Raw genomic sequence first — 21,899 nt, 5'->3', positions numbered from 1 at the left:
ACATCCGCGCGCCGACCCCGCCGAACGGACACGCCACAAACCGCGCCCCGGTCAACCCCGCCCGGCCCAGATAGCCGACGCCGACCCCGGAACCGGCCACATAGAGTTCACCGACCACCCCCGCCGGCACCGGACGCAACCAGCCATCCAGCACAAACAGCGCCGCCCCGGTCACCGGCAGCCCAATCGGCGGCACCCCCGACCCCGCCGTCAACGGGGCGCTGATCGCCACACACATCGTGGTCTCGGTCGGCCCATAGGCATTGACCACCACCCGACCCGGCGCCCAGCGATCCACCACCTCCGGTGGGCAGGCCTCCCCGGCCAACACCAGCGCCACCCCGTCCAGGCCGGCCGGATCCAGCATCGCCACCGCCGACGGCGTCTGCGTCAACACCGTCACGCCCTCAGCGGCCAGGACCTCGCGCAGCTCCTCGGGGGCGCGCGCGGTGTCCTCCTCCACGATGACCACTCGGCCCCCACGCAACAACGGGGCGAAAATCTCCCACACCGAAACATCGAAGGCCAACGAATGCGCGTGCGACCACACCCCCGGCGCCGGCAACCCCGCATCCAACGAGCCGATCAACGCCGTCACGTTGCGATGGCTCACCCCGACACCTTTGGGCACACCCGTAGTCCCCGACGTGTAGATCACATACGCCACACCATCGGCATCCGGCTCCGGCAAAACCATCTCCGGCGCGCCATCAACGTCGGGATCATCCACGTCGATCACGGCCACCCCGTGGTGGGCGAGCCGCCCAGCCCACTGCGCCGTCGTCAACACCGCCACCGGTCGCGCATCAGCGAGCATGAACCCGATCCGCGCATCCGGGGACCCCGGATCCATCGGCACATACGCCGCCCCGGCCTTCAACACCGCCAACATCGCCGCGACCGCCTCCACGGACCGCGACAACAGCACCCCCACCGTGGACCGCGGACCCACACCCCGCGCCACCAAAAACCGCGCCAACCGCGTCGAGACCGCATCCAGCTCGCCATAGGTAACCGACACACCCGCACCCGACACCGCCACCGCACCCGGCGCCGCCGCCACCCGTGCGGCAAACACCGCGGGAACCGACACCCCCGCCCCCACCGGCGCCGCCAAGACCCCCCAATTACCGCACGCACCCAAACCGGCACGCTCAACGTCACCGACCACATCGACCGACGACAACACCCGCGCCGGGTCGTCCGCCATCGCGATCAACAACCGCTGCAGCCGCGCCACCAGGTCCGTGGCGTCGAAGTTCGAAAATGGTTGTCCGACACCGACTGTGCTGAGGAGTTGCTGGTCGCCGAATCCGAGGAAGAACAGCCCGAAGTGGCCAATCGGGCCGAAGGTGGTGTAGGTCGCAGTCGCCGGGACGCCGCCGAGGCTCAGGGTCATCCGGGCGGGAACGAAGTTGACCACCACCCGATTGGACGTCTGGGGTGCGCCGCGGAAGCCGCCGTCGCCACCGAGCATGTGCACGGGGAACCGCTGGTGCCGCATCGCCTCTCGCGACCGGGTGTCGACCTGCCGAAGAAAGTCGGCGACCGTGGCCGTCGGCGGTGCGTTCAGGACCAGGGGCACCACCCCGGCGAGCATGCCGGGATGCGTCTTGGACGCCGGGTCCATCCGGCGGCTCACCGGGAAGTCGAGCACCACTTCGTCCGAGTTGTCGGCGCGCAAGGCGCGCACCAGGAGCGCGCAGGCGGCGGTGAGGACCGACGATCGGCGGATGCCCAACGCCTTGGACAACCGCTTGATGACATCGACGACCGACGAGTCCAATTGGACCGGCACCGAGGGGGCGTAGGGATCGCGCCCACTGGGGGCGTCGGTCAGCCGATAGTCCGATTCGCTGGCCAAAGGAAGATGCTCGGCCCAATACTCCTGATCGCCAACGTAATCCGCGGACGCCGCGTACTCCAACTCGCTGCTGACCAGGTCGCGCAACGAGCCGAAGAAGGCGGGAGAAATAGGCGACCCGGAGGCAAGGGCGGAGTAGACGGCCGCGATCCGGCGGCCGATCAAGGCGATGCCCAAGCCGTCCATCGCTATGTGATGGCAGCGGCTGAACCAGTAGTACTCGGCGGGCCCGGTCTTGAACAGGTGGAAGGTGATCATCGGGCCGGCGAGCGACATGGGGGTGCGCTGGATGGACGAGGCCATCTCGCGGGCGTCGCGCTCGGGATCCGGGGATCCGGTCAGGTCGTAGAAGTCCAGATCGACATCCGGGTTTTCAACGGCCCTCTGGAAGACCTCGCCGTCTACCTCGAAGAAGGAGGCCCGCAGGCTTTCGGCCTCCCCCACCACGTGGCGCATCGCCTGCTCGAGCAGGGTCCGGTCGATCGCGCCCTCGATCCGCACCAGCACGCCAAGCTGCCACGCGACATCGAAGTGACCCGTCTGCTGCGCCAGCCAGATGTCCAGCTGCGCCCGCGTCAGCGGAAGTGCGCGGTCACCAAGTTCCACCAATTTCCCCCCAAAGCCTTACCCGGTCCTTCATACCTAGGCGGTCTATACATCACAAACTAGGAGCGGGCAGCGCCTTGCGCATGCTCTTAGGACGAATATCCGGCCAGTTCTGTTCGATGTAGGCGAGACACGCCGAGCGGGCCACGGCGCCGGGGTCCACCCGGCAGGATATTGGCTGATGCTGGGTGGAGGCTGTGCCGCTCGTCATTATTGACCGACGCGAAAAATTTGTCGCGGTCATCGTCGAAAGCCGCACCGGACAACCTCCTACACCGAAGATGCGAATGGCGCGCGGCACGAAACCGCATGCAGCGCATCAAGATTGGCCGTTAGTTTCGACCAGAATGTCGACCCGCGGAGATCTCCGTCGTGATGTGATCATCGCGCTCCACGGCTCGCCGGGTACCCCGCGGTATCGAGCGCCAAACCTGTGAATCTCGTTCGTACATAAGAGATTCGCGCGAAGGGGTTCAGAATCGCCGATCGGGCCGGTGGTCGTTTGCCGACACGGCGATGGGATCCGTTGCTGGAGTCGCGGCGCGGGATTTGCGGCTGCGTCTTTTCCCACGATGCGCGGCCGAAATCCCGTTGCCGCAGCGGGATCGGCTCGGTGGCTGAGCCGGGCCCGGCGGGCGTTGCTGCCGCAGCGACCGGGGTCGGGCGACGGACGAAAGCCACCCCGCGCCTCGGGCCCCGACGGACCCGTGGATCCCGGCGCCGGCTACGTCGTCTCCGCGCAAGGTAACGCGTTGTTGTGACCTTCTTCACGACCTACGAGCGGCGCCGTTCACACCGGGTTGGCGAAGAGTTCACGGGTGCGAGAAGTGTTGCCTCGAAGCGGGATTCGCCGGCGCCGCCGCACCCGGCCGCCCAGACGCCTGTTTAGTCCGCGCGGGGCGCGGGTAAAGCTGCGGCAATGTGGGGGTCGGTGCTGGGCTTAGGAGTTCTGGCGGCGCTGAATCCGGTGCGTCTCGGTCTGGCTCTCCTGATGATCTCCCGACCGCGGCCGGGTCCGAACCTGCTCGCCTACTGGGTCGGCGGCCTCACGGTGTGCCTGCCCGAGCTGTTCGCGCCGCTGATCCTGCTCAACTTCACGTCGATCCTGGGCTCGTCCGGACACGGCGCAGCCAAGGCCACGAGCTCCACCCTTCCGCACATCCAGATCGGCCTCGGCGTGCTCGGGCTCGCGATCGCCGCGCTGATGGCCGTGCGGTACTCGACGCGTCAGCGTGCGGAGGCGCGGACGTCGGGTGACGACTCCTCGAACACGCCGCCAGCAATGCCGCGATTCCTGAGCCGGGCAGGGGACGTCTCGGCCGAGGACGGTTCGGGGATCCGGCGCCTGCTGCACCGGGCCCACCGCGCCTGGGACAAGGGATCGCTGTGGATCGCGTGGGTGATCGGGCTGGCGTCGGTGCCGGTCGACGGGGTGCTGTTCATCCTCGCGATCATCGTGGCGTCCAGGGCCGCGATCGCGACGCAGGTCAGCGCCTCCATAGCGTTCGTGCTGCTGATGTATTCCGTCGTCGAGGTGATCCTGGTGGGGTACCTGGCCGCGCCGGTGCGAACCCAGGCCCTGCTGCGGCAACTGCACGACTGGGTGCGCGCTTATCACCGGCAGATCCTGGTCACCGTCTTCACGCTGGTCGGGGTCTCGCAGCTGGCCCAGGGCATGCACATTCTTTGAGCATTCGGCAATCGCCTGCCGCTCGTGAACGCGGGACGATACAAATGCATCTGCGTCTTGCCGGCCGCGTTGGGAGCGCTCGTGATCACTTTGGACCGCTTGGTCAACGTGCTGGGTGGTTACGGGGTGCGCTTGGTCTGGTCTTCGGCGCCCAGGTCGACCGAGCTGCGCAGCGTGGCCATTCACGAGGGCGATCGGGTGGTCGTCGGTGACGTTCTGCTGGCGATCGGCGCCGACTCGCTCGGCGACGGCATCCGCTGGGCGGCGTCGGCTCACGCGGTCGTGCTGCTGACGCGCGATCACGCCGAGCCGATGACGTTCGACGCGGACGCCGGGGTCGGCGCGGTGATGCTGGTCGACGAGACGCTGTCGTGGAGCGAGATCGCCGGGGTCATCTACGGGCTGGTGCTCGAGGGCCGTGAGACGGCGGCCGGTCGTGGCCCGACGGACCTGTTCGCGCTGGCCGACAGCTTGGCGGACGCGATCGGCAGCGCCGTCGTCATCCAAGATCGGCTGCTGCGTGTGCTCGCGTATTCACGGCTGCAGCAACACGCCGACCCGGCGCGGGTCGAGACCATCCTGGACCGGCAGACTCCGGACCGGCTGCGCGCATTCTTCGAAGCCGGTGGCGTCTTCGCGCATCTGGCGAGCTCGGACGAGCCGCTCTTCGTCGAGGGCGATGCGGAACACGGCGTGACCGGGCGGATGGTCGTGGCGGTGCGCTCCGGCCGAGAACTGATGGGTTCGGTGTGGGTGGGGTGCTCGGAGCCGCTGGACGAGTCGGCGCGCGGCGCCTTGGCCGAGGGAGCCCACACCGTCGCCCTGCACCTGCTGCGGTCCCAGGCCAGCGCCGACCTCGAACGTCAGGTGGAATCCGAGCTGGTGATCCGGCTACTGGACGGCAGCGCCGATTCCGCCACGGCCGCAAGCAAGCTCGGCCTGCCGCAGAGCGGCTTGCGAGTGATCGCGCTGCAGGCCTCCGTCGGAGCCGAACGCGACGCCGCCCTGCTGTTGGCGTTCGAGCGTGCCACCACGGGTTTCGGCTGGTCGCGGCCGGGTCGGAGCGCCTTGGCGGGCAACACCATCTACACGGTGCTTCCCGGCGAGGACGCCGCGACGGCGCGGCGTTGGGTGACCGGTCTGAAGGCGGCGCTGCCCGAGCAGGTGAGCGTGTTGGCCGGCATCAGCGGCACTGCCGAGGTGGCCGATCTGACCGCCGCCCGCCAGGAGGCCGACGAATGCCTGGCGTTGCATGAGGCGTCGCCAGGCTCCGCCCCTCCCGCCTACGACGAGTCGTGGGACGACATCCTGCTGCAGCGGTTGCGCACCGCGGCGCGGGCCGGCCGGTCCCCGACCCGTGGACCGGTGGTCGAGCTGGGCCGCCACGACAGCGCCCACGGAACCGACTATCTCGCCACGCTCCGGGCGTGGCTGGAGGCCCAGGGCGACCCGGCCGAAGCCGGTGCGCGGCTCGGCGTACACGAGAACACCGTGCGCTACCGGTTGCGCAAGATGGCCGAAATCACCAACCTCCCATTGGATGACGCCCGGAAGCGGCTGGCCATGATGATCGAACTCGCGGCCACCGACATCGGCTGAACGCTGTCGAGATCCGACAATGCGCCACGGCGCCATTGTCGGGCTTCGGCAAGCTTTGCGGCACGCACCCACGCGACGATTGAGGTGGCCAGATCATGGCCGGTGCCGATCCCTCGATAGGACATCCGATGACCCGCCCGACCCACGACCGCACCGCGCTGGAGACGTTCACCCTGCCGCTGCCGCGACGGCTGGTGGCGCGGCTGTTCAGCCGGAACCCGCTGATCCGGGCAAGCGACCGGCTGGAGGCGCTGCTCTTGGTGCTGGCCGTCGCGGTGTCGCTGCTTACCGTGCCGATCGCCGCTGCCGTCGGCACCGCGGTTCATGAGTCGCGAAGCCGCGTCTACGCCGAGCAGGTCCAGACTCGCCGCCCGGTGATCGCGACGGTCGTCGGGGATAGCCATCCCCGTACCAACCTGGACAGCCCGACGGTCACGGTGCCCGCCCAATGGGATTTCGCCGGTGCCCCACGCACCGGTGACGTCGCCGCACCGCTCGGGGCCAGGGTCGGCGATGAGTTCGAGCTCTGGGTCGACGGCCGGGGTTCGCCGGTGAGCCGACCGATGATGTCTCCCCGCGCCGAGGCGGTCACGATCACCCTGGCGATCTGGGGTGCCGTCAGCCTGTCGGCGGCCGCTGCGTTCGGCGCCGCCCGCCACGCCCTCGATCGAGCCCGGCACGCCAAATGGCAACACGACTTCAACGGCCTCGTCGGGCAACCGTGAATTAGCGGCCGCTCGGGCACCGGCGAAGTGGCGTTGTCGGCTCGGCACAATCACCAACCTTTCCCTTGTCCTGTTCGGGCAAGCGGCCCGACGCCGGAGTAGGCACTATGGAAATTGGTAGCTCGGGAACCCGATGAATTTCCCTGGCGGACAACGTATCCCAAGAGGCCTTGCCCCTCAACAGGGCTCCGCGTCGTCAGGGACGGCAGCCACCCGTCGGCCCGCCCCTGACGACACCCCTACTTAGGAAAGGAAATAACGCGATGACCAACTTCGCACCCGTGTACATAACACCACAGCACCGGCGACGCCTGCAGGACGAACTGGGCGCGCTGCGCTCGCTGCGCAGCATCGAAGTTCCCGACGACGCCATGGATTACGGCGCCAGCCGCGGCGCCCGCCCGGCGGCTCGGCAACGACGCATCCGCGAGATCGAGGATCTGCTCAAGTCGGCGGCCGTCCGCGACGACCCCGCGGCCGAGAGGATCGCGGGGCCGGGCATGGTGTTGACCATCCGCGACGACGCCAGCGGTGAAACGGAAACCCTGCTGCTCGGCAGGCGGGGCGCCGAAGACGCCGACATCAAGGTCTACTCGATGACATCGCCCCTGGGCCGCTGCATCGCCGGTGCCCGCCCCGGCGAACAACGCATCTATGCGATCCCCCACGACGCCGGCCGGCTCGTGACGTTGCTCAAGGCCGTGCCCTACCGGCCACCGTCGCCAAACATGTTGGGCCGCAATGGTTCTCGACGAACATCGACTGCCACAGCCGCTTGAGGAAAGGAACCCGGACATGACCAGTGTGCAACCCACCTGGCTTTCACCGCAGGCCTACGGACGGCTGCGGCGCGAGCTGGCCGCCCTGCGGGAGTTGTGCGACGGCAACGCGGCCGGCGATGCCGCCGATGACAACTTCGTCGCCGTCCAGCGCGCACGGCGACTGCGAATGCAGCGGATTCAGGACCTGTTGGTCAACGCCGTCGTCGGCGAGGACCCGCCCGACGACGGGGTCGCCGAACCCGGCATGGTGTTGACCGTCCGCTACGACGACACCGGCGACACCGAGACCTTCGTCCTGGGCGCGCGCGGCGCCGAGCACGGCGATCTGGAGGTGTATTCGATCAATTCCCCGCTGGGTTCGGCCATCGCCGGCGCGCGTCCGGGTGAGCGCCGCACCTACCCACTGCCCAGTGGCGCGGCCTTCGCGGTCACCCTGCTGAGCGCGGTGCCGTACGGCGTCTACCTGGCGCGCACCAACTGACGCCATGCTGTTCGCGCTCATCGACCCGGTGGCGGTGATGTTCCTTCTTCTGGCGATCGTTCTTCTCATCACGGCGGTCGCCTACGGGCGGATGTGATCGTTGTACGCCGTAGCCAAAAACCGCGGCCGCCGCCCGACCTTGCGCAGCCCATAGGCTGGTGTTGAAGAACACCTGCTTCTGCGAGAGGACGAGACATGCCTGCACCGTCAGCCGAGGTCTTCAACCGCCTGCGCGACCTCGCCGCGATCAAAGACGTCAGCGCACGTCAGACCAAGACCATCGACGAGGTCTTCACCGGCAAGCCACTGACCACGATCCCCATCGGCACGGCCGAGGACGTCGAAGCCGCCTTCGCCGAGGCGCGCGCGGCCCAGGTCGACTGGGCGAACCGCCCGGTCGCCGAGCGCGTCGAGGTCATCGCCCGCTATCGCGACCTGGTCGTCGAAAACCGCGACTTCCTGATGGATCTGCTGCAGGCCGAGGCCGGCAAGGCCCGATGGGCGGCGCAGGAGGAGATCGTCGACCTGATGGCGAACGCGAACTACTACGTGCGCGTCGCCGAGGACCTGCTCAAGCCGCGGACCGTGCAGTCGCTGCTGCCGGGGATCGGCAAGACGACCGTGGGATACCAGCCCAAGGGCGTGGTCGGGGTGATCTCGCCGTGGAACTACCCGATGACGCTGACGGCGTCCGACTCGGTGCCGGCGCTGCTGGCCGGGAATGCGGTGGTGCTCAAGCCGGACAGCCAGACCCCGTATTGCGCGCTGGCGTGCGCCGAGTTGTTGTACCGGGCCGGCCTGCCCCGCGCCCTGTACGCGATCGTCCCCGGGCCGGGATCGATCGTCGGCACCGCGATCATCGACAACTGCGACTACCTGATGTTCACCGGCTCGACCGCGACCGGCCGGCAGCTCGCGGAGCACTGCGGCCGCCGGCTGATCGGGTTTTCGGCCGAGCTCGGCGGCAAGAACGCGATGATCGTCACGCGCGGGGCCAACCTCGACAAGGCCGCCAAGGCGGCCACCCGCGCGTGTTTCTCGAACGCCGGCCAGCTGTGCATCTCCATCGAGCGGATCTACGTCGAGAAGGACATCGCCGACGAGTTCACCCGCAAGTTCGGCGACGCCGTGCGAAACATGAAGCTGGGCACCGGATATGACTTCTCGGTCGACATGGGCAGCCTGATCTCCGCGGGCCAGCTGGACACGGTGACCGACCACGTGGACGACGCGAAAGCCAAGGGCGCCAAGGTGCTTGCCGGCGGCAAGGCGCGGCCCGACATCGGGCCGCTGTTCTACGAGCCGACGGTGCTGGCCGACGTCACGCCGGAGATGGAATGCGCCGCGAACGAGACGTTCGGCCCGCTGGTCTCCATCTACCCCGTCGCCGACGTTGACGAGGCCGTCGAGAAGGCCAACGACACCGAGTACGGGCTGAACGCCAGCGTGTGGGCCGGTTCGTCGGCGGAGGGCGAGCAGATCGCCGCCCGGCTGCGTTCGGGGACGGTGAACGTCAACGAGGGGTACGCGTTTGCCTGGGGCAGCCTGAGCGCACCCATGGGCGGGATGGGCCAGTCCGGCGTCGGTCGCCGGCACGGTCCCGAGGGGCTGCTCAAGTACACCGAATCGCAGACGATCGCGACCGCCCGCGTGTTCAATCTCGATCCGCCCCTTGGCATTCCGACGACCCTGTGGCAGAAGTCGCTGCTGCCGATCGTGCGGACGGTGATGAAGCTTCCCGGCAGGAACTGACTTTGGCCTTTTGTAAACGCAAATCCGCGTTACGCTCCTCGATGTAGCGTCACATCGCACGTCAGGAGACCGCTATGAAGGCCGACGAGAAGCAATACGAACAAGACGCACGTCGGCTACGCGAGTACGCCACCTTCGCCAACTTCTCGGACGCCGATCTGCTGCGTCTCGCTCGGGCGGCTCATCGCACCGCGACGTCGGCGCCGTTGCCGCTGATCCACGAGCAGACGCCGTCGGACTCCGCCTACATCCTGCTCAGCGGCGAGGTGGGCGTGTACGCCGGGCGGGACCGCATCGCCGTGCTGGGACCGGGTGAGGTGATCGGCGAATCGGCGCTGCACCGCGGGCGGCTGCGGTCGGCGACCGTGACGACGACCGGACCGGCCGAGCTGTTGCGCATCGAACGCGACGATCTCGACAGGCTGCTTCGCGAATTGCCGGCGCTCCGCGAAATCATCGACGCGTCCGTCGCGCGGCACGTGCCGGTGGACCTGCCGCCGAAGCCGAAACCGCCGCGCACCAAGCTGGGCGCCTCGGTGCGCACCGAACTGGTCGAGCGGTTCGAACAGGCGGCCGACAGCGCCGGTCTGGACGTCGCGACCGCCCTCGAAGACGCGATCACCCAGTGGCTGGAACGGAGCGACAAAACGTAGCCGTTCGTTGCACTTGCCCTACTACGGCGCGTAGTATTCGACCCATCCCGCCGTGCACAAGGGGGTGCCACGTGAGGTGGAGTTTCGCCCAGATCGGGCTGCTGATCATCTGCGCTTTTCATGTCGTCCAGGCGGTGATCGGCCTCGTCATCAATCCCAGCTTCGCGACCGGGCCCACCGCGCCGACCGTCCAGCTGCTCGGCATGGACTACAACGGCTGGCACGCCGTCGCGGGCCTCGCCCTATTCGCTCCGGGCCTGGTGTTCGCGACGCGCAAGTCGTGGGCGGTGCTGTACCTGCTGCTGGCCGCGATAGCCGGTGCGCTGCCGGGCATTTGGGCGTTCTTTTCGCATCAGGTCGCCGTCGTCTTCACCTTCCCCAACAACGTCACCGACGCGGTGGTGCACCTGGTGACCGCGGGGGTGATGCTCGCGGTGGCCGCGGTGCAGATTCGGCTGGACGGCGGGTTGCGAAACTCGCTCGCCGATCTGCGGAGGCGCCCTAGCTCGACCGTCCGGTGAAAAGCGCGTTCAGCTCGTCGAATCCGGTGGCGCCCGCCAGTCCCGCGAAGGACCCGTCCTCGATCAGCTTTCGCGCGGCCGCCAGGAACGCGCCCCAGGCGACGCGACTCAACGCCGAGCCGACGCTGATCCGCCGCACGCCCGCCTGCGCGAGATCGGTCACCGTCAATCCCGTGTCGGACGACATCAGGACGTTGACGGGGTAGGGCCGTACGGCGTCGACGAGGGTCGCGATGTCCTTTTTGGTACGAATCCCCGGCGCGAAGAGCACCTCGGCCCCCGCCTCGGCATAAGCCCGCAGGCGCCGGATGGCCTCGGCGAGCGGATCGGGGTGGCCGTAGAGGAAGCATTCCGCGCGGCCGGTCAGCACGGCGTCGGCCCCGGAGTCGTCGATCGCCGCACGCGCGGCGCGGACGCGATCGGTGGCCTCGGCGAGTTCGAAGAGCGGCTTGTCGGCGGCGCCCGTGCCGTCTTCGATGGAGAGCCCCGCTACGCCGGTGGCCACGCAGCGCGCGACGTTGTGGGCGAGCTCGTCGGTTTCTGCGGCGTACCCGGCCTGGAAGTCGGCGTTGACGGGGACGCTGACCGCGGCCACGATTTCGGCGATGTTGTCCAGGGCGGCGTCGACGGAAAGCGCGGTCGGCGTGTCCGGCAGACCGCGGGCGAAGCACAGGCCGGCGCTGGTCGTGGCCAGCGCCGGGAAGCCGAGGTTGGCGAGGGCGACTGCGGAACCGGCGTCCCACGGGTTCGGGATGAGAAAACACCCCTCTTGATGAAGCCGGCGAAAATGCTCTGCAGCGTGCGAATCCACCACCCGATTATGCTCGCGCCGATCGGAGGCCGCCGCTAGATCGGCATGGTGGCGAAACGCCTTGTGCTGTTTAGGGTTAACTGGCCGCGCCGGAGAACCCGACGGCCGTCGTCGGCGCACCCGGTCCCGCGCCGGAACCAAGGCGACTGGCCGCGAAGGCCACGCCCTGGTCGATCATCGCCGCGTTGGTCGAGTAGGTGTCGTGCGCGACGAAATTCATCCCGTCGGAGCAGATGGGGTCCCCCGGCGCGCATACCTGGATGGTCTTGGCCTGGTAGAGCGGGCCGATGACGACCGGCGGCTCGCCGAAGAAGTTCATCGCCTTTTCGCTTGGCGTTGCGAAGAGCACCACCGACGAGATGTGGTTGGCCACCTCGGGCTCCAGCGGTTTGGGCACGCTCGTCGGATCGATCCCGGCCGGCACGGCCGGCGAGGTGACGAAGCCCATGACGGCAGCGCCCTGGGAGTAGCCGCCGAGCACCATCTTGCTGTTCGGGCAGTCGTGGGCGAACGAAACGACGTGCGCGCCCGCGTCTCTGACGCCCGCCTCGCCCGCGCTCGTCCAGTCGTGGGTGGCGGGGTAATTGACCGGATACACGTCGAACGAACCTGCGCCGACGCGTGGGCGCAGCGAGTCGACGAATGCCTGTCCGGTCGGACCGAGGCCCGGCGGGTCATCGGTGCCGCGGGCGAACACCACTTGGACGTCCGGACACGCATCGGCCAAGGCCAGCGGGAGCGCGGAAGCGAGGACCGAAGCGCTGACGCCCGACACCGCGGTCACCGCGGAAGCAAGGAAACGGGAGAGCTGACGCGCAATCATGGCGCTGTGTGCCCAGTGATCGGCACTTCTAAACCACGAAATTAAACCGTTACAGCTGGTCCGCCATCGCACCAAGGCGCTCGCTGACCCGCGCCAGAGCCTGGTCGAAGATCTCCACCTTTTCACCGCGTTTCTCGTTGGCCGGCTGGGCGGAACCGCGGGCGCCCTCGGCCTCCACCCGGGCCGCGCCTTGACGGCGCAGCAGGCTGAAGTTCTTCTCGCGTGCTTGGCGAAGCCGGCTCTGCAAATCCTTCAGCGACTTCTCGTCCATGCGCGTCAGCGCCTCGGGATGACTCTCTCCGATCAACGAGCTTTCCTGCGGGGTCAGGTTCACCTGGTTGCTCACCCCTAGAGTCATAGCGTTTCCCTGGCACACCGACGCGTCGAACGCCGAACCGTCACGCCGGGGTCGCCGTGAGTTCACATCGCGTCGGCGGCGCGGGGCATGGGTAGTCCTTCGGTCGAAGGAGGTTGCGGTGGGAAAGCATTCGCAGAACGACGACGACGAGCCCAGGGGCGGCCGGCCGGGTCCCGCGGATCACGGGCGCGAGGGCGGGATGGCGACGCGTGAGAACGCGCCGGAACTCACCGAGCCGGACGACGAGGACTGACGAGATCGGCCCCGGGCGGGTGGCCGGGATGTCACCGTCACGGCGAAAATGGGTGGATGCCATCTGAAAGGGTGCCGCCGCCCCCGCCGAAGTCGGCGCCGGGCTGGTACCCCGACCCCGCCGGCGTGGGCCACGGGCTGCAGCGGTACTTCGACGGCACCGACTGGACCACCGAGTGGGCGTTCGCCACCGAGCCGCCGAAAAAGGGCGTCCCGGGAAAGGCGGCGCTGGCCCTGGCGACGTTGGGGGCGCTGGTGCTTCTCGTCCTCGTCGGCAGAAGTTGGGTTTTCGACGCGAAGAGTGACTCGGCCCCGCCGAGTTCGGCGGCCGCGAGCCCACCGTCATCGACCGAGGCCCCACCGTCGACGCCGCCAGGCCCCAAGAAGCCGGACGGGGTCACCTTCACCACCGCGCCCGGCCCCAACGGCGACGTGGTCGACGCCCGATTCGCGATTCGCGACAACTACAGCGAACAGATGATCAAAGACGGTGCCCGGATGGACACCATCGACATCCTCAGGTACGCACGAACGACTTATCCCGACGCGTCCGCGGTGAACGTGCAGGGCACCTTTCCGATGACCGATCCCTACGGCAACACGTCGACGCAGGTCGCCATCGACCTCACGTATTCGCGGGCGACGTTGAACAAGATCAACTTCGACGGCATCACGAAGGCCAGCATTTGGGAGATTCGTGATTCCGGCACGATCCTGGCGGCCTTTCAGCCTTGAGCAATAATCGGCACGTGTCCGCCGAACCCCGTCAGCCACCACCGGCCGCGCCGAAGCAGCCGCGCGTGACGCCCGAGGATTTGGAGCGGTTCGGCGACGAGGAGCAGATGCGCGCGGCGTCGGACGAGGGACGGCTGCGCGACGAGCGACCGCCGCATCACGGCTAGCTTTCCAGGCGGTCGATGTGGGCTAGGAAGTGCTTCAGCACCGCTTCGGGCGCCTCGAGTTGCGGCCAGTGTCCGATGTCGTCGGCAAGCATCACCACATTCGGTTCGGGTATCACCTCGGCGTAGCGGCGCGCCATGTGGGCGCCGGAGTTGGGGTCGATGGGCCCGTCGATCAGGCGCATCGGGACCGCGGTCTCGCGCATGGCGCGCACCCACCGGTTGCGATACGTGAGGCGATCGTTGATGAACCGACCGACCTTGTGCAGCACGCGGCGGCCGTCGTTGTAGTCCAGGATCTGGTTGAACACCGCCATCATGTGCGGGGTCGGCTTGGTGTTGGGGCCGAACATCTCGCGCAGGGTCGGTTCGAGCAACCGTCGTGCGAGCGGGCTGCCCTGCACGGGGCTGAACAGGTCGCCCAGCGGGGTGCCCGACATCAACTTCTGCGCCGCCCGGGGTGTGTACGACTCGATGAACATGCCGCCATTGAGCCAGGCGATCGAGTCGATGCGCAGTGCGCCATAGCTTTGCTGGCCAAACTCGTGCCGTGCCAACAGTTCCTGGCCCACCGAGTCGCCGATGTCGTGGGCCAGGATGTGCGCGTTGCTGATGTTGAGGTGCGCTAGGAGCGCCTCGTGCATGTCGGCATGGTCGATGACCGAGTACTGGTAGGTCACCGGTTTGGCGGAGAAGCCCATCCCGATCATGTCCGGCGCGATGACCGTGAACCGTTGCGTCAGTTTTGGCCAGATCGGCGCCCAGTCAAAGGAATTGAACGGGTAACCGTGGATCAGCAGCAGCGGAGGCCCGCTGCCCTCGACGCGGTAGAAGATGTCGAAGCCGAGGTAGTCGAAGTACTCGCCGGAGTCCAGCCAGCGTTTCAGTTCAGCGTCCATGACGGTAATCATGCTTCTTCCCGCCGGAACGTGTCGGGGTGGCCGCGTCTCACAGGCGGCGTTTCGGAACTGTGAAGATTTGCTACGCGCGTGTCAAGGCTTTGTTAAGTACGCAACCTGATCGGCGTCGACCCATCACCGTTAGCAGTACGGCACCCCTTCTGCCGGAACACGATGTGAAAGGAAGCGTGTGTTCAAGCCTGTTGCGTCCGCGGTGATCCTTGCTGTTTGTGCCGTCGGACTGGCCGCGCCGGCACAAGCCCAGGCCGGCGGCTTCATCGTGATCGCGGGGTCGGACTCCACCCACTCCGTCGACGTCACCGTCGGCGGCAACCACGCCAGCCTCGCCGACGTCGAGGCGTACGCGATCAGTCATTGCGCCGAGAAGCACGGCGCGACCGACTGCCACGTCCTCGCCGAGGGCAGGGGCGGCTGTGTGGCCCTCTCGGACAACGGTCATGGCTTGGTCGGGGGCTGGGGTCCCACCCGCAATGCCGCCGGCGCCGCGGCGGCGGCCAAGGTCGTGTCGGGGCCGGCAAACGTGGACGGCACTCGCTGCGTCGTCGACCCGGACCTGATTTCGACGGGGAATTTCTCGTTCGTGGCCACGCAATAGCGGCGCCGCCGTCAGGCGGTGCGGCGACGGGTGTCGGTCGACCAGAGATGGCCGCAATCCGAGCACTGCAAGTGCACCAGCGTGCCGCGATTGCTCAACAGGTACTGCCAGTGCGTGTCGCAGTTTCGGGTGCTGCGGCAATCACCACACTTGGCGCGGTGATTGCATTGCGGGCAGGGCAGCCAGGCTCGGCGGCTCCGGTCGGCGGTCGGATCAATCGGTAACACGATCAACCGTCCGTTCGGGCAGGACGCCGGCGCGGACGAGGTCGTCGTAGATCCGCTGCTGCTCGGTGTCCAAATTCGAATACAGCATGTCGTAGGCCTGCTGCTCCTCGGCGAGCACGGCGACGGGGTCCCAGTCGTCACCGATCGCGTCGAGCACCGCGCTGCGCCGACGCGCCTCGTCGAGCGTCAGGTCGTAGGCAAAGTCCAGGTTGGCCATAGCGCTCCCCCACCATTAGTCATACAAACGAATGGTTAGGATTGCCTAATTGGCGCTGGTTAAGCTATGGCGTGCGTCACTTTTGGGCGCTGAGGTTCGTCACATTCGACAGCAGTCGGTTTGCCTGTTGGGCCGCACCGACGCGGCGTTTGCCGACCATTACGCCAACGCTGCATCGGGTGCTTCTGGTTGCGGCCAGTGTCCGATGTCGTCGGCGAGCATCACCACACCAGGTTCGGGTATCACCTCGGCGTAGATCACTGATGTCGTGCCCAGGATGTGAGCGTTATGGATGTTGAGATGCGCCTGCAGCGCTTCGCGTATGTCCGCGTGGTCGTTGACTATGTACTCGTAGGCAACCGGTTTCTCGGAGAATCCCATGCCGATCATGTCCGGTGCGATGACGGTGAACCGTTGCGTGAACGTGGGCGAGATCCGCGCCCAGTCAGTGGAATTGAACGGACAACCGTGGATCAGCAGCAGCGGAGGCCCGCTGCCCTCGACGCGGTAGAAGATGTCGAAGCCGAGGTAGGCGAGTACTAGCCGGCGGCCAGTCAGCGTCCATGAGCGGCATTGTCCTCCGGCCGCCAGGATGGCTCGCGCTCATCTTCTACCGTGGACGGCGGTGGGGGAAGCTACCTAGGCTTGGCGGTTATCGCGGGCGATCTGGTCGAGCTTGTTAGACCAATCAAGGAAATCTTTGACGTACTTTTCGTCGTCGGCTAAGGTTTTCTTCGCTTCCCTATCATATTCTGACGTCGATTTGTCCTTTGCTTCGTCTTTGGCCGCTTCTTTGTCCTCGTCAATTGCTTTTCGGATGGATTCGACGTCGAGATCCGCGTTGAGATTCTTGATGATGCGGAGGAGCCTCTCGTTTTTTGCCTCTCCTACTGTGTTCTGGAACAGGGGTAGTTCTTGCTTGCCCCGGATCTGGGCGAGCACGTGGACCGCGGAACGCAGCGCGCCTTCGATGAAGGCATGGTAGTCGGAGTATGCCTCGCCGCAGACGTGTAGGTGGGCAACCTTGTCGTCGGCGACGCTTACATGCCAGTGCGCGAGTTCGGCAAGGGTGTTCCAGTATTCGCGGTTCGGTCGCCATGCATGGGACGCGGCGCCGTAGGGTTCTCGGCCCCAGTCCATGATGCCGCACCAGATGATGTCGTCGGGTGCGATCTTTTGGCCTTCGTTTTCGTTGACGTATTCGACGAAGCGGCTTTTTATTCGGGCACGAAGGATCGCAACAGCTTCGGCTTCCGTATCGGCATCAGCTACTTCTTTTGGCGTAGCTTTATCGGATTTCAGCTTCGCGCGGCATAGTTCGTCGATGTCATCTTGGGTTGGGCCGGGAACGTAGTTGGCCCAGAACGCGGCGGCCGGTCGGTCGGTGTAGAGCATGATGAGGCCCCGGCGGCTCTCTTTGATGCGGGATTTCCAGAAGTACGCTTCTCGCGTCGGGTAGCGGGTGGCGCCCGGATTGGCGCGTACCTCTTCCTCCCACCAGCGTTCACGGACAACAAAAAACGCTTTCAGTAGCTGGAAGGGTAGCGCCGAGTGCAGGAGATCGGCGAATCTTTTCTTGTTCTCCTGCTCGGGCGTGTTGCGACCCCACAGGGTTGAGTTCTGGATGAGCTTCTCGGCGGGGACAGTGGGCAATGCCAGGACGACGCGGCTGAATGCTTGGGGGTGTTCTTCGCCCTGAGTTAGCGCGAGTCCGATTTGACCGTCTTTTTTCGTAAGAGCGGTAACGGTGGTTCCACGGTAGATTGTCAAATTATTGCTGCTGTTTTTGAGTTCCTCAGTCCCGCGGGTGTGGTCGGGGATTCCCATAGCGCTGACCAGTTTTTCGGTGACAGACTGCATGCCGCCGAAAACTCCCTGAAGGTGGCTGCTAATGGAAATTTGGCGCATCCACCAGGTCAGCCATTCTGCCGCGTTGGGATTCTCTGGTATCAGATGGTAGAACGTACCTAGCTCCCGCACCTTGCTGAGCGCGTTGTGGCTGAGATAGGCGGCCATCAGGTTCCAGAATCCCATCGTGTGGAGCCTGATGTACGTTTCGGCTCCGTAGAGAACAGGGATTTGGCCGTATCGTTGAATCGCCCAGTAGTCGTCTTCGTGCATATGGTGTTGTAACCAGGATTCGAAGACCGGGTCGGCCGGCCGCTGCGTTGCCGCCGCATTGTTCAGCTTGTTGATGAGTATTTTGCGTGTCTTCTTGAAGTCTTTGACTTTCTGCTGCTCGAGGCTGCCCTCGTGATTCAGCGGAGGCTCGTCGAAATCAAAGTGCAGGTCCACGACTGCGCGGCACACCCCGAGTTTCAGAAGCTCGAGCGGGTTTTTGCCTTCTTCCTCTGGCTTCAGGTCGTATACGGGATCGCCGACGGATGTTGGCGAGGAGAACGGGGGGAAACTCTGCATGTGAACCAGGTCGTGAGCCTTTCCGACGGTCTCTGGCGGTCCTGCATTTGAAGGTTGAATGCCGAGATGCTTCAGAAGGAAGTCCAGCATCCTTTGAACTTCCAATTCGATTCGCATCGGACCAAATTCGGCATTGAATTCGAGATGGTCCCACAACCGTTTGTCGTAATCTTCTAAGGTGTATAAGCGATATTTTTGCACGCCGGTGGCGGCGTCTTTTTCGTCCGGCTCGGCTCGTTCTTCACCTGAGTCCGGTTCCGGTTTGTGGTCGAATAACAACGGCCTTTGAGGATTCACGGTGTATACTAACTCTTGCTGTTCAGCAAGCTTTTTCGTCGTATCTGACGGGAGCAAGTCGGGGCGCAGAGCCCTTTCGAGGATGGCCTTGTCTTTAACTGGTTTGCGGTTCTTGTCGGCCGTGCGTTCGATCTCGTTCAGCAACGCGTCGTTGAATCTGAACGACCGAATCCTTCCGCCGAGGACGTCCGAGGACTCGAACAAGTCCACCATGTGGCCGTCCTTTGTGAGCACGTAAGCGCACAACAACCCTGCGATACCGCCACCAATGATCGCGATCCGTTCACCTTTCGCATCCGCATGTTGTTGTCCTGCTTCCGAAGTTGTCGGCGCTCCGTGATCTGGTGGTTGATCGTTCACCTTTTGTCCTCGCTCTACCTGTCCGAAAGCAGCGCCCTAGGTGTCCCTGCGAAGCATGACAGACGCCAAATCATGGTTCCGGTCAGCGGCATCATAGATCCGGAATGTTGGACGCGAGGTCGATCCTTCAAAGTCTTTGTCGTGTCGATGACGCGCGAACGGACCGAGCCCTGACTCCTAGTTGAGGCCGAAGCGAGTGGAGTGAGCAGTCATGATGAGCATTCCTCGATGATGATGGACTTTTCCGTGACTGCTGGCTGCCTGCGGCGATAGGCGCGCTGTATTTACATGTCAGCGGGAGAAATCGTCGATCAGCAGCCCGTGGAGTGAGAGAACTTCGACTGCAGGCCGGAGCCCATCTAGTTAAAGCCCTTGCCAGCATAGGTTTTGAGCCAAAGCGCACCACCCGCGGACCGCGCGGTCACGGCAGTTGTGCCCCAATAGATGGTGTTCGCCGACGTGCAGATCTGAATACGCTGCACGCCGGGCGCGCCGGACGCGCGAGTCGGTATCCAACACGACATCTGCAAAGTATAGAGTCCCTAGGAATCTAGAAGTCTGACATACTGCGGAAGCCGATATATCAGACCGATTGCCGGTATGATCAGCGGGGCTTACAAGCACGTCGGAACGCGAGATCAAGGGGGCACACTCGATGACCCTGCCGTCGAGTCCTAGCGCTGACGATTACGAGAAGGAAGCCGATTTGTACGCAAGGAAGGCCAAAACGGAGGCTAAGGCCGGCAACGTAAAAGCAGCGACTTACGCCGATATCGCCAATGCCTTCGCACAGCTTGCCATGTCTATGAGGCTTTCGGAATTACTGAAGACACTAAGACACAACCCCTAACCGCTGTTATCCGCCAGTGACTGCAGAGTTGGCCTTCGAAGGCCCCGTTACGAGGCCGATGGGATGGCTTGCGAGGTAGGCGCAGACGGACCGCACCGGGCGAAGCTGCAGCTAACTGCCCGAGCAATCTGAACAGGGTTTGAAGGTAGGTCGCTAGGCGACCACCACCCACCTTGCATAGGCCAGCACCTTCTCTACCAAACCCTGTTTCGGCCCAGCTCTCGCGCCTACACTCCGTCCATGGCATTTAAAGTCGTTCTTCCGGCACCCAGGGGCACCGTTGCGCATGAGTACGGCGACGATGTCGAGTATCAGATAAGTCCCGCCGGAGTACTTACCCTCAACTACGGAAGCGACGGCAGGGTCAGGCGTCATTTCGGAGTAGGGCAATGGATCGAGGTCGCAGTCAATACCGACACGATCACCTGAGTAGGCGGCCCCGGGCTTGCACGTGGACCCGGCGTATTCCCGCGAGTTGGCCCTGGAGGGGGTCACTCGTCGGTCGCGGGGACGCCCTCAAGCGGGCACCTCTGACGTGATCGCGACCGCGTGACCAGCTTCATAACGTGCACTGCGCGCCCGACTCGCGGCGACGACCGCCTGGCCGCGTCAGAAAACTTGTGGAATAGCACGAGGTTTCGGTCGACCGATGGACCGATAGTCGCCTGGCGCGCTTACCGTACTCTCGGCTGACGCTCCCGCCTCGGCTCCGTCACGGCGTGGCAGTTCTGCCGCCGTCGTGTTGCTCAGCGAAATCGCAGCCCCTCGAACGCTCGCGTAGGGCGTGCGAAGGTCCGACCTACAAGCCAGATGTAGCCCGGCTGTCGCCGCCGACGAGACCGTACCGCGAGTTCGCGCAAGACGAGGCCGCCAATCCCCTACTACCGGACCAAGGCGAGGGCGAATCCGTCCCAGTTCTTGGCGCCGACAGTCTGAATCGATACGCCATCCAGGCGCGGATGTTCTCCTATTATCTTCAGCATCTGCCGGACCGCAGTTGCTCCAGCATCACCAGCCGTGAGGACATGTCCCCCGCCAATGACGTTGTCCACCAGAACGATTGACCCGGGACGTCCCAGTTTGACCGCCCAATTCAGGTATTCGACGTAGTTATTTCTGTCGGCGTCAACAAAAATCAGATCGAACGGATCACCAATCAGCGTCGGCAAAGATTCCAACGCAGCGCCGACCAACACCTCGACCCGGTCGGCCACACCAGCCCTCTCAAAGTTGCGTCGCGCTACCGCGGCGTACTTTGGGTCACTCTCAAGCGTAAGCACACGACCTCTCGGACCAGCACCTCGGGCAAGCCAAATACTGCTGAATCCGCCAAGCGTGCCGATCTCAAGGATGCGGCGCGCCTGAATAGCACTAGCTAGGAGCGACAGAAACTTGCCCTGTTGCGGAGATACGGCAATGCGCGGTAGTCCGGCATCGTCGCTGGCTTCCAGTACGGCAACCATAGTTGGGTCGTCGCCAATCAGTGTGCGGTCGAGAAACCGGTCTACGTCTTGCGGTGTTCGTGCCCGATCCACGGACCTAACACTAGCTGCGCGTGAAGGCGTATTTTCCGTTTCCATATCCATAATCGAAATACCCAGTCGCACCACCGGCGAGATTGGTGGCGCGCACTGGTGCGGTGCGGATGTGTCTGTTGAGCTCCGGGTAAAACGGCGGTTGCGAAGTGGGATGGCTTTGTCAAAACGACGGATCTGCGTCGGGTAGTGGACTACACTGCCACTTCGTCCGCGCAATCGTTGGGAGAAGAAATGGCGATCATCCGAGGCAACGACAACAACGTGTACAACATCCCCGACGAAGAGCTGGCAAAGTATTTGGTGGCGCCATCCGCGAGCCAACACGACGCGCAAGTTCTCGGGGAGGCCGGCCTCCGGGATGGCTGGGACTACCTGACTCCCGAAGCGGCGCCCGACCTCCGCTTGAGCCCGGGGCCGGATGCCGACGCCGAGGTCCAAGGCGTGCATGACGGGTGGTCATATATAGCTCGAAACGCGTCGCCCGAGGTGTGAGTGAGCGCGATCAAGTGCTCGAACTCGGTCATAGTACCCAAATGCGCCCTCCGAAATGATGGAGTAGGGGACGTTGCAGCTCCGAGCAAAGCTGATCGCGCTCACTCACACCTCGGGCGACGCGTTTCGAGCTATATATGACCACCCGTCATGCACGCCTTGGACCTCG

21 protein-coding genes and 2 pseudogenes are annotated in these 21,899 nt (G+C 65.1%); 13 read left to right on the top strand and 10 right to left on the bottom strand.

The annotated features are described in order from the left end of the window. Positions 1-2,470: amino acid adenylation domain-containing protein (locus A5702_RS05115; RefSeq protein WP_369817870.1), on the bottom strand; the 2,470-nt coding region annotated here is incomplete at its 3' end. A 52-nt stretch (positions 2,471-2,522) separates the two neighbouring features. Next, positions 2,523-2,736 (bottom strand): annotated as a pseudogene (locus tag A5702_RS26630) (MbtH family NRPS accessory protein). Between the two features lie 653 nt (positions 2,737-3,389). On the opposite strand from A5702_RS26630, the gene A5702_RS05110 reads away from it, so the two are divergent. The 8 genes from A5702_RS05110 (at position 3,390) to A5702_RS05075 (ending at position 10,673) form a co-directional block, all read left to right on the top strand. Then, the gene (locus A5702_RS05110) at positions 3,390-4,160 is read left to right on the top strand and encodes a GAP family protein (protein ID WP_068218777.1); all 771 of its coding nucleotides are present in this window, start codon (positions 3,390-3,392) and stop codon (positions 4,158-4,160) included. Positions 4,161-4,241: 81 nt separating this feature from the next. Beyond that, on the top strand, positions 4,242-5,759 hold the full coding sequence (locus A5702_RS05105) for a CdaR family transcriptional regulator (RefSeq protein ID WP_055404861.1): 1,518 nt from the start codon (positions 4,242-4,244) through the stop codon (positions 5,757-5,759). A gap of 128 nt (positions 5,760-5,887) precedes the next feature. After that, a complete protein-coding gene (locus A5702_RS05100) occupies positions 5,888-6,484 on the top strand; it encodes a hypothetical protein (RefSeq protein ID WP_055404860.1) in 597 nt (198 codons plus the stop codon). Positions 6,485-6,747: 263 nt separating this feature from the next. Then, positions 6,748-7,263, top strand: a complete 516-nt coding sequence (locus A5702_RS05095; RefSeq protein WP_068218774.1) for a GreA/GreB family elongation factor — start codon at positions 6,748-6,750, stop codon at positions 7,261-7,263. Between the two features lie 16 nt (positions 7,264-7,279). Continuing rightward, entirely contained in the window at positions 7,280-7,747 is a 468-nt protein-coding gene (locus tag A5702_RS05090) for a GreA/GreB family elongation factor (RefSeq protein WP_068218771.1), read from the top strand. A gap of 195 nt (positions 7,748-7,942) precedes the next feature. After that, positions 7,943-9,499 carry a succinic semialdehyde dehydrogenase gene (locus tag A5702_RS05085; protein ID WP_067823155.1) on the top strand — a complete coding sequence of 519 codons (1,557 nt, stop codon included), beginning with the start codon at positions 7,943-7,945 and terminating at the stop codon, positions 9,497-9,499. A gap of 74 nt (positions 9,500-9,573) precedes the next feature. After that, positions 9,574-10,152 (top strand): cyclic nucleotide-binding domain-containing protein, encoded by a 579-nt coding sequence (locus A5702_RS05080; protein WP_068218767.1) that lies wholly within the window; start codon positions 9,574-9,576, stop codon positions 10,150-10,152. Positions 10,153-10,223: 71 nt separating this feature from the next. Next, positions 10,224-10,673, top strand: coding sequence for a DUF4383 domain-containing protein (locus A5702_RS05075; protein ID WP_055404854.1), 450 nt, complete (start codon positions 10,224-10,226; stop codon positions 10,671-10,673). On the opposite strand, the gene A5702_RS05070 is transcribed toward A5702_RS05075, so the two are convergent. The 3 genes from A5702_RS05070 to A5702_RS05060 form a co-directional block, all read right to left on the bottom strand. Next, positions 10,654-11,484, bottom strand: a complete 831-nt coding sequence (locus A5702_RS05070; RefSeq protein WP_197506503.1) for an isocitrate lyase/phosphoenolpyruvate mutase family protein — start codon at positions 11,482-11,484, stop codon at positions 10,654-10,656. The genes A5702_RS05075 and A5702_RS05070 overlap by 20 nt on opposite strands. A gap of 76 nt (positions 11,485-11,560) precedes the next feature. Further along, entirely contained in the window at positions 11,561-12,307 is a 747-nt protein-coding gene (locus tag A5702_RS05065; RefSeq protein ID WP_068218762.1) for a cutinase family protein, read from the bottom strand. Positions 12,308-12,356: 49 nt separating this feature from the next. After that, positions 12,357-12,653, bottom strand: a complete 297-nt coding sequence (locus tag A5702_RS05060; protein WP_068218759.1) for a hypothetical protein — start codon at positions 12,651-12,653, stop codon at positions 12,357-12,359. A 130-nt stretch (positions 12,654-12,783) separates the two neighbouring features. Here A5702_RS05060 and A5702_RS27135 point away from each other — a divergent pair, with 130 nt between their 5' ends. The 3 genes from A5702_RS27135 to A5702_RS26625 are packed head-to-tail and all read left to right on the top strand — an operon-like array spanning position 12,784 to position 13,819. Beyond that, on the top strand, positions 12,784-12,918 hold the full coding sequence (locus tag A5702_RS27135) for a hypothetical protein (RefSeq protein ID WP_255378662.1): 135 nt from the start codon (positions 12,784-12,786) through the stop codon (positions 12,916-12,918). Between the two features lie 56 nt (positions 12,919-12,974). Then, on the top strand, positions 12,975-13,652 hold the full coding sequence (locus A5702_RS05055) for a DUF2510 domain-containing protein (protein WP_055404850.1): 678 nt from the start codon (positions 12,975-12,977) through the stop codon (positions 13,650-13,652). 14 nt (positions 13,653-13,666) lie between these two features. Next, entirely contained in the window at positions 13,667-13,819 is a 153-nt protein-coding gene (locus A5702_RS26625; RefSeq protein ID WP_197281307.1) for a hypothetical protein, read from the top strand. Here the strand turns inward: A5702_RS26625 and A5702_RS05050 are convergent. Continuing rightward, positions 13,816-14,715: an alpha/beta fold hydrolase gene (locus A5702_RS05050; RefSeq protein ID WP_068218756.1), complete on the bottom strand. Its 900-nt coding sequence runs from the start codon at positions 14,713-14,715 to the stop codon at positions 13,816-13,818. The genes A5702_RS26625 and A5702_RS05050 overlap by 4 nt on opposite strands. Before the next feature lie 190 nt (positions 14,716-14,905). Between A5702_RS05050 and A5702_RS05045 the strand changes: the two genes are divergently transcribed. Then, complete coding sequence (locus A5702_RS05045; RefSeq protein WP_055404848.1) at positions 14,906-15,331, top strand: DUF4189 domain-containing protein; 426 nt, start codon at positions 14,906-14,908, stop codon at positions 15,329-15,331. A 213-nt stretch (positions 15,332-15,544) separates the two neighbouring features. On the opposite strand, the gene A5702_RS05040 is transcribed toward A5702_RS05045, so the two are convergent. From A5702_RS05040 to A5702_RS25465, 4 genes and pseudogenes are all read right to left on the bottom strand, one after another. Continuing rightward, positions 15,545-15,775, bottom strand: a complete 231-nt coding sequence (locus A5702_RS05040; protein ID WP_055404847.1) for a DUF6400 family protein — start codon at positions 15,773-15,775, stop codon at positions 15,545-15,547. A gap of 273 nt (positions 15,776-16,048) precedes the next feature. Further along, positions 16,049-16,333 (bottom strand): annotated as a pseudogene (locus A5702_RS25470) (alpha/beta fold hydrolase); the annotation flags it as partial. An 81-nt stretch (positions 16,334-16,414) separates the two neighbouring features. Continuing rightward, positions 16,415-18,850 carry an FAD-dependent oxidoreductase gene (locus A5702_RS26620; RefSeq protein WP_082955952.1) on the bottom strand — a complete coding sequence of 812 codons (2,436 nt, stop codon included), beginning with the start codon at positions 18,848-18,850 and terminating at the stop codon, positions 16,415-16,417. A gap of 1,731 nt (positions 18,851-20,581) precedes the next feature. Continuing rightward, complete coding sequence (locus tag A5702_RS25465; RefSeq protein WP_082955956.1) at positions 20,582-21,280, bottom strand: O-methyltransferase; 699 nt, start codon at positions 21,278-21,280, stop codon at positions 20,582-20,584. Positions 21,281-21,469: 189 nt separating this feature from the next. On the opposite strand from A5702_RS25465, the gene A5702_RS05025 reads away from it, so the two are divergent. Beyond that, entirely contained in the window at positions 21,470-21,730 is a 261-nt protein-coding gene (locus A5702_RS05025) for a hypothetical protein (protein ID WP_068218748.1), read from the top strand. The last annotated feature ends 169 nt before the right edge of the window (positions 21,731-21,899 follow it).

Source organism: Mycobacterium sp. E3339 (assembly GCF_001666915.1).
Lineage (GTDB): Bacteria > Actinomycetota > Actinomycetes > Mycobacteriales > Mycobacteriaceae > Mycobacterium.
The sequence above is the reverse complement of the archived record's forward strand: the minus strand, read 5'-3'. Positions and strand labels throughout refer to the sequence as shown.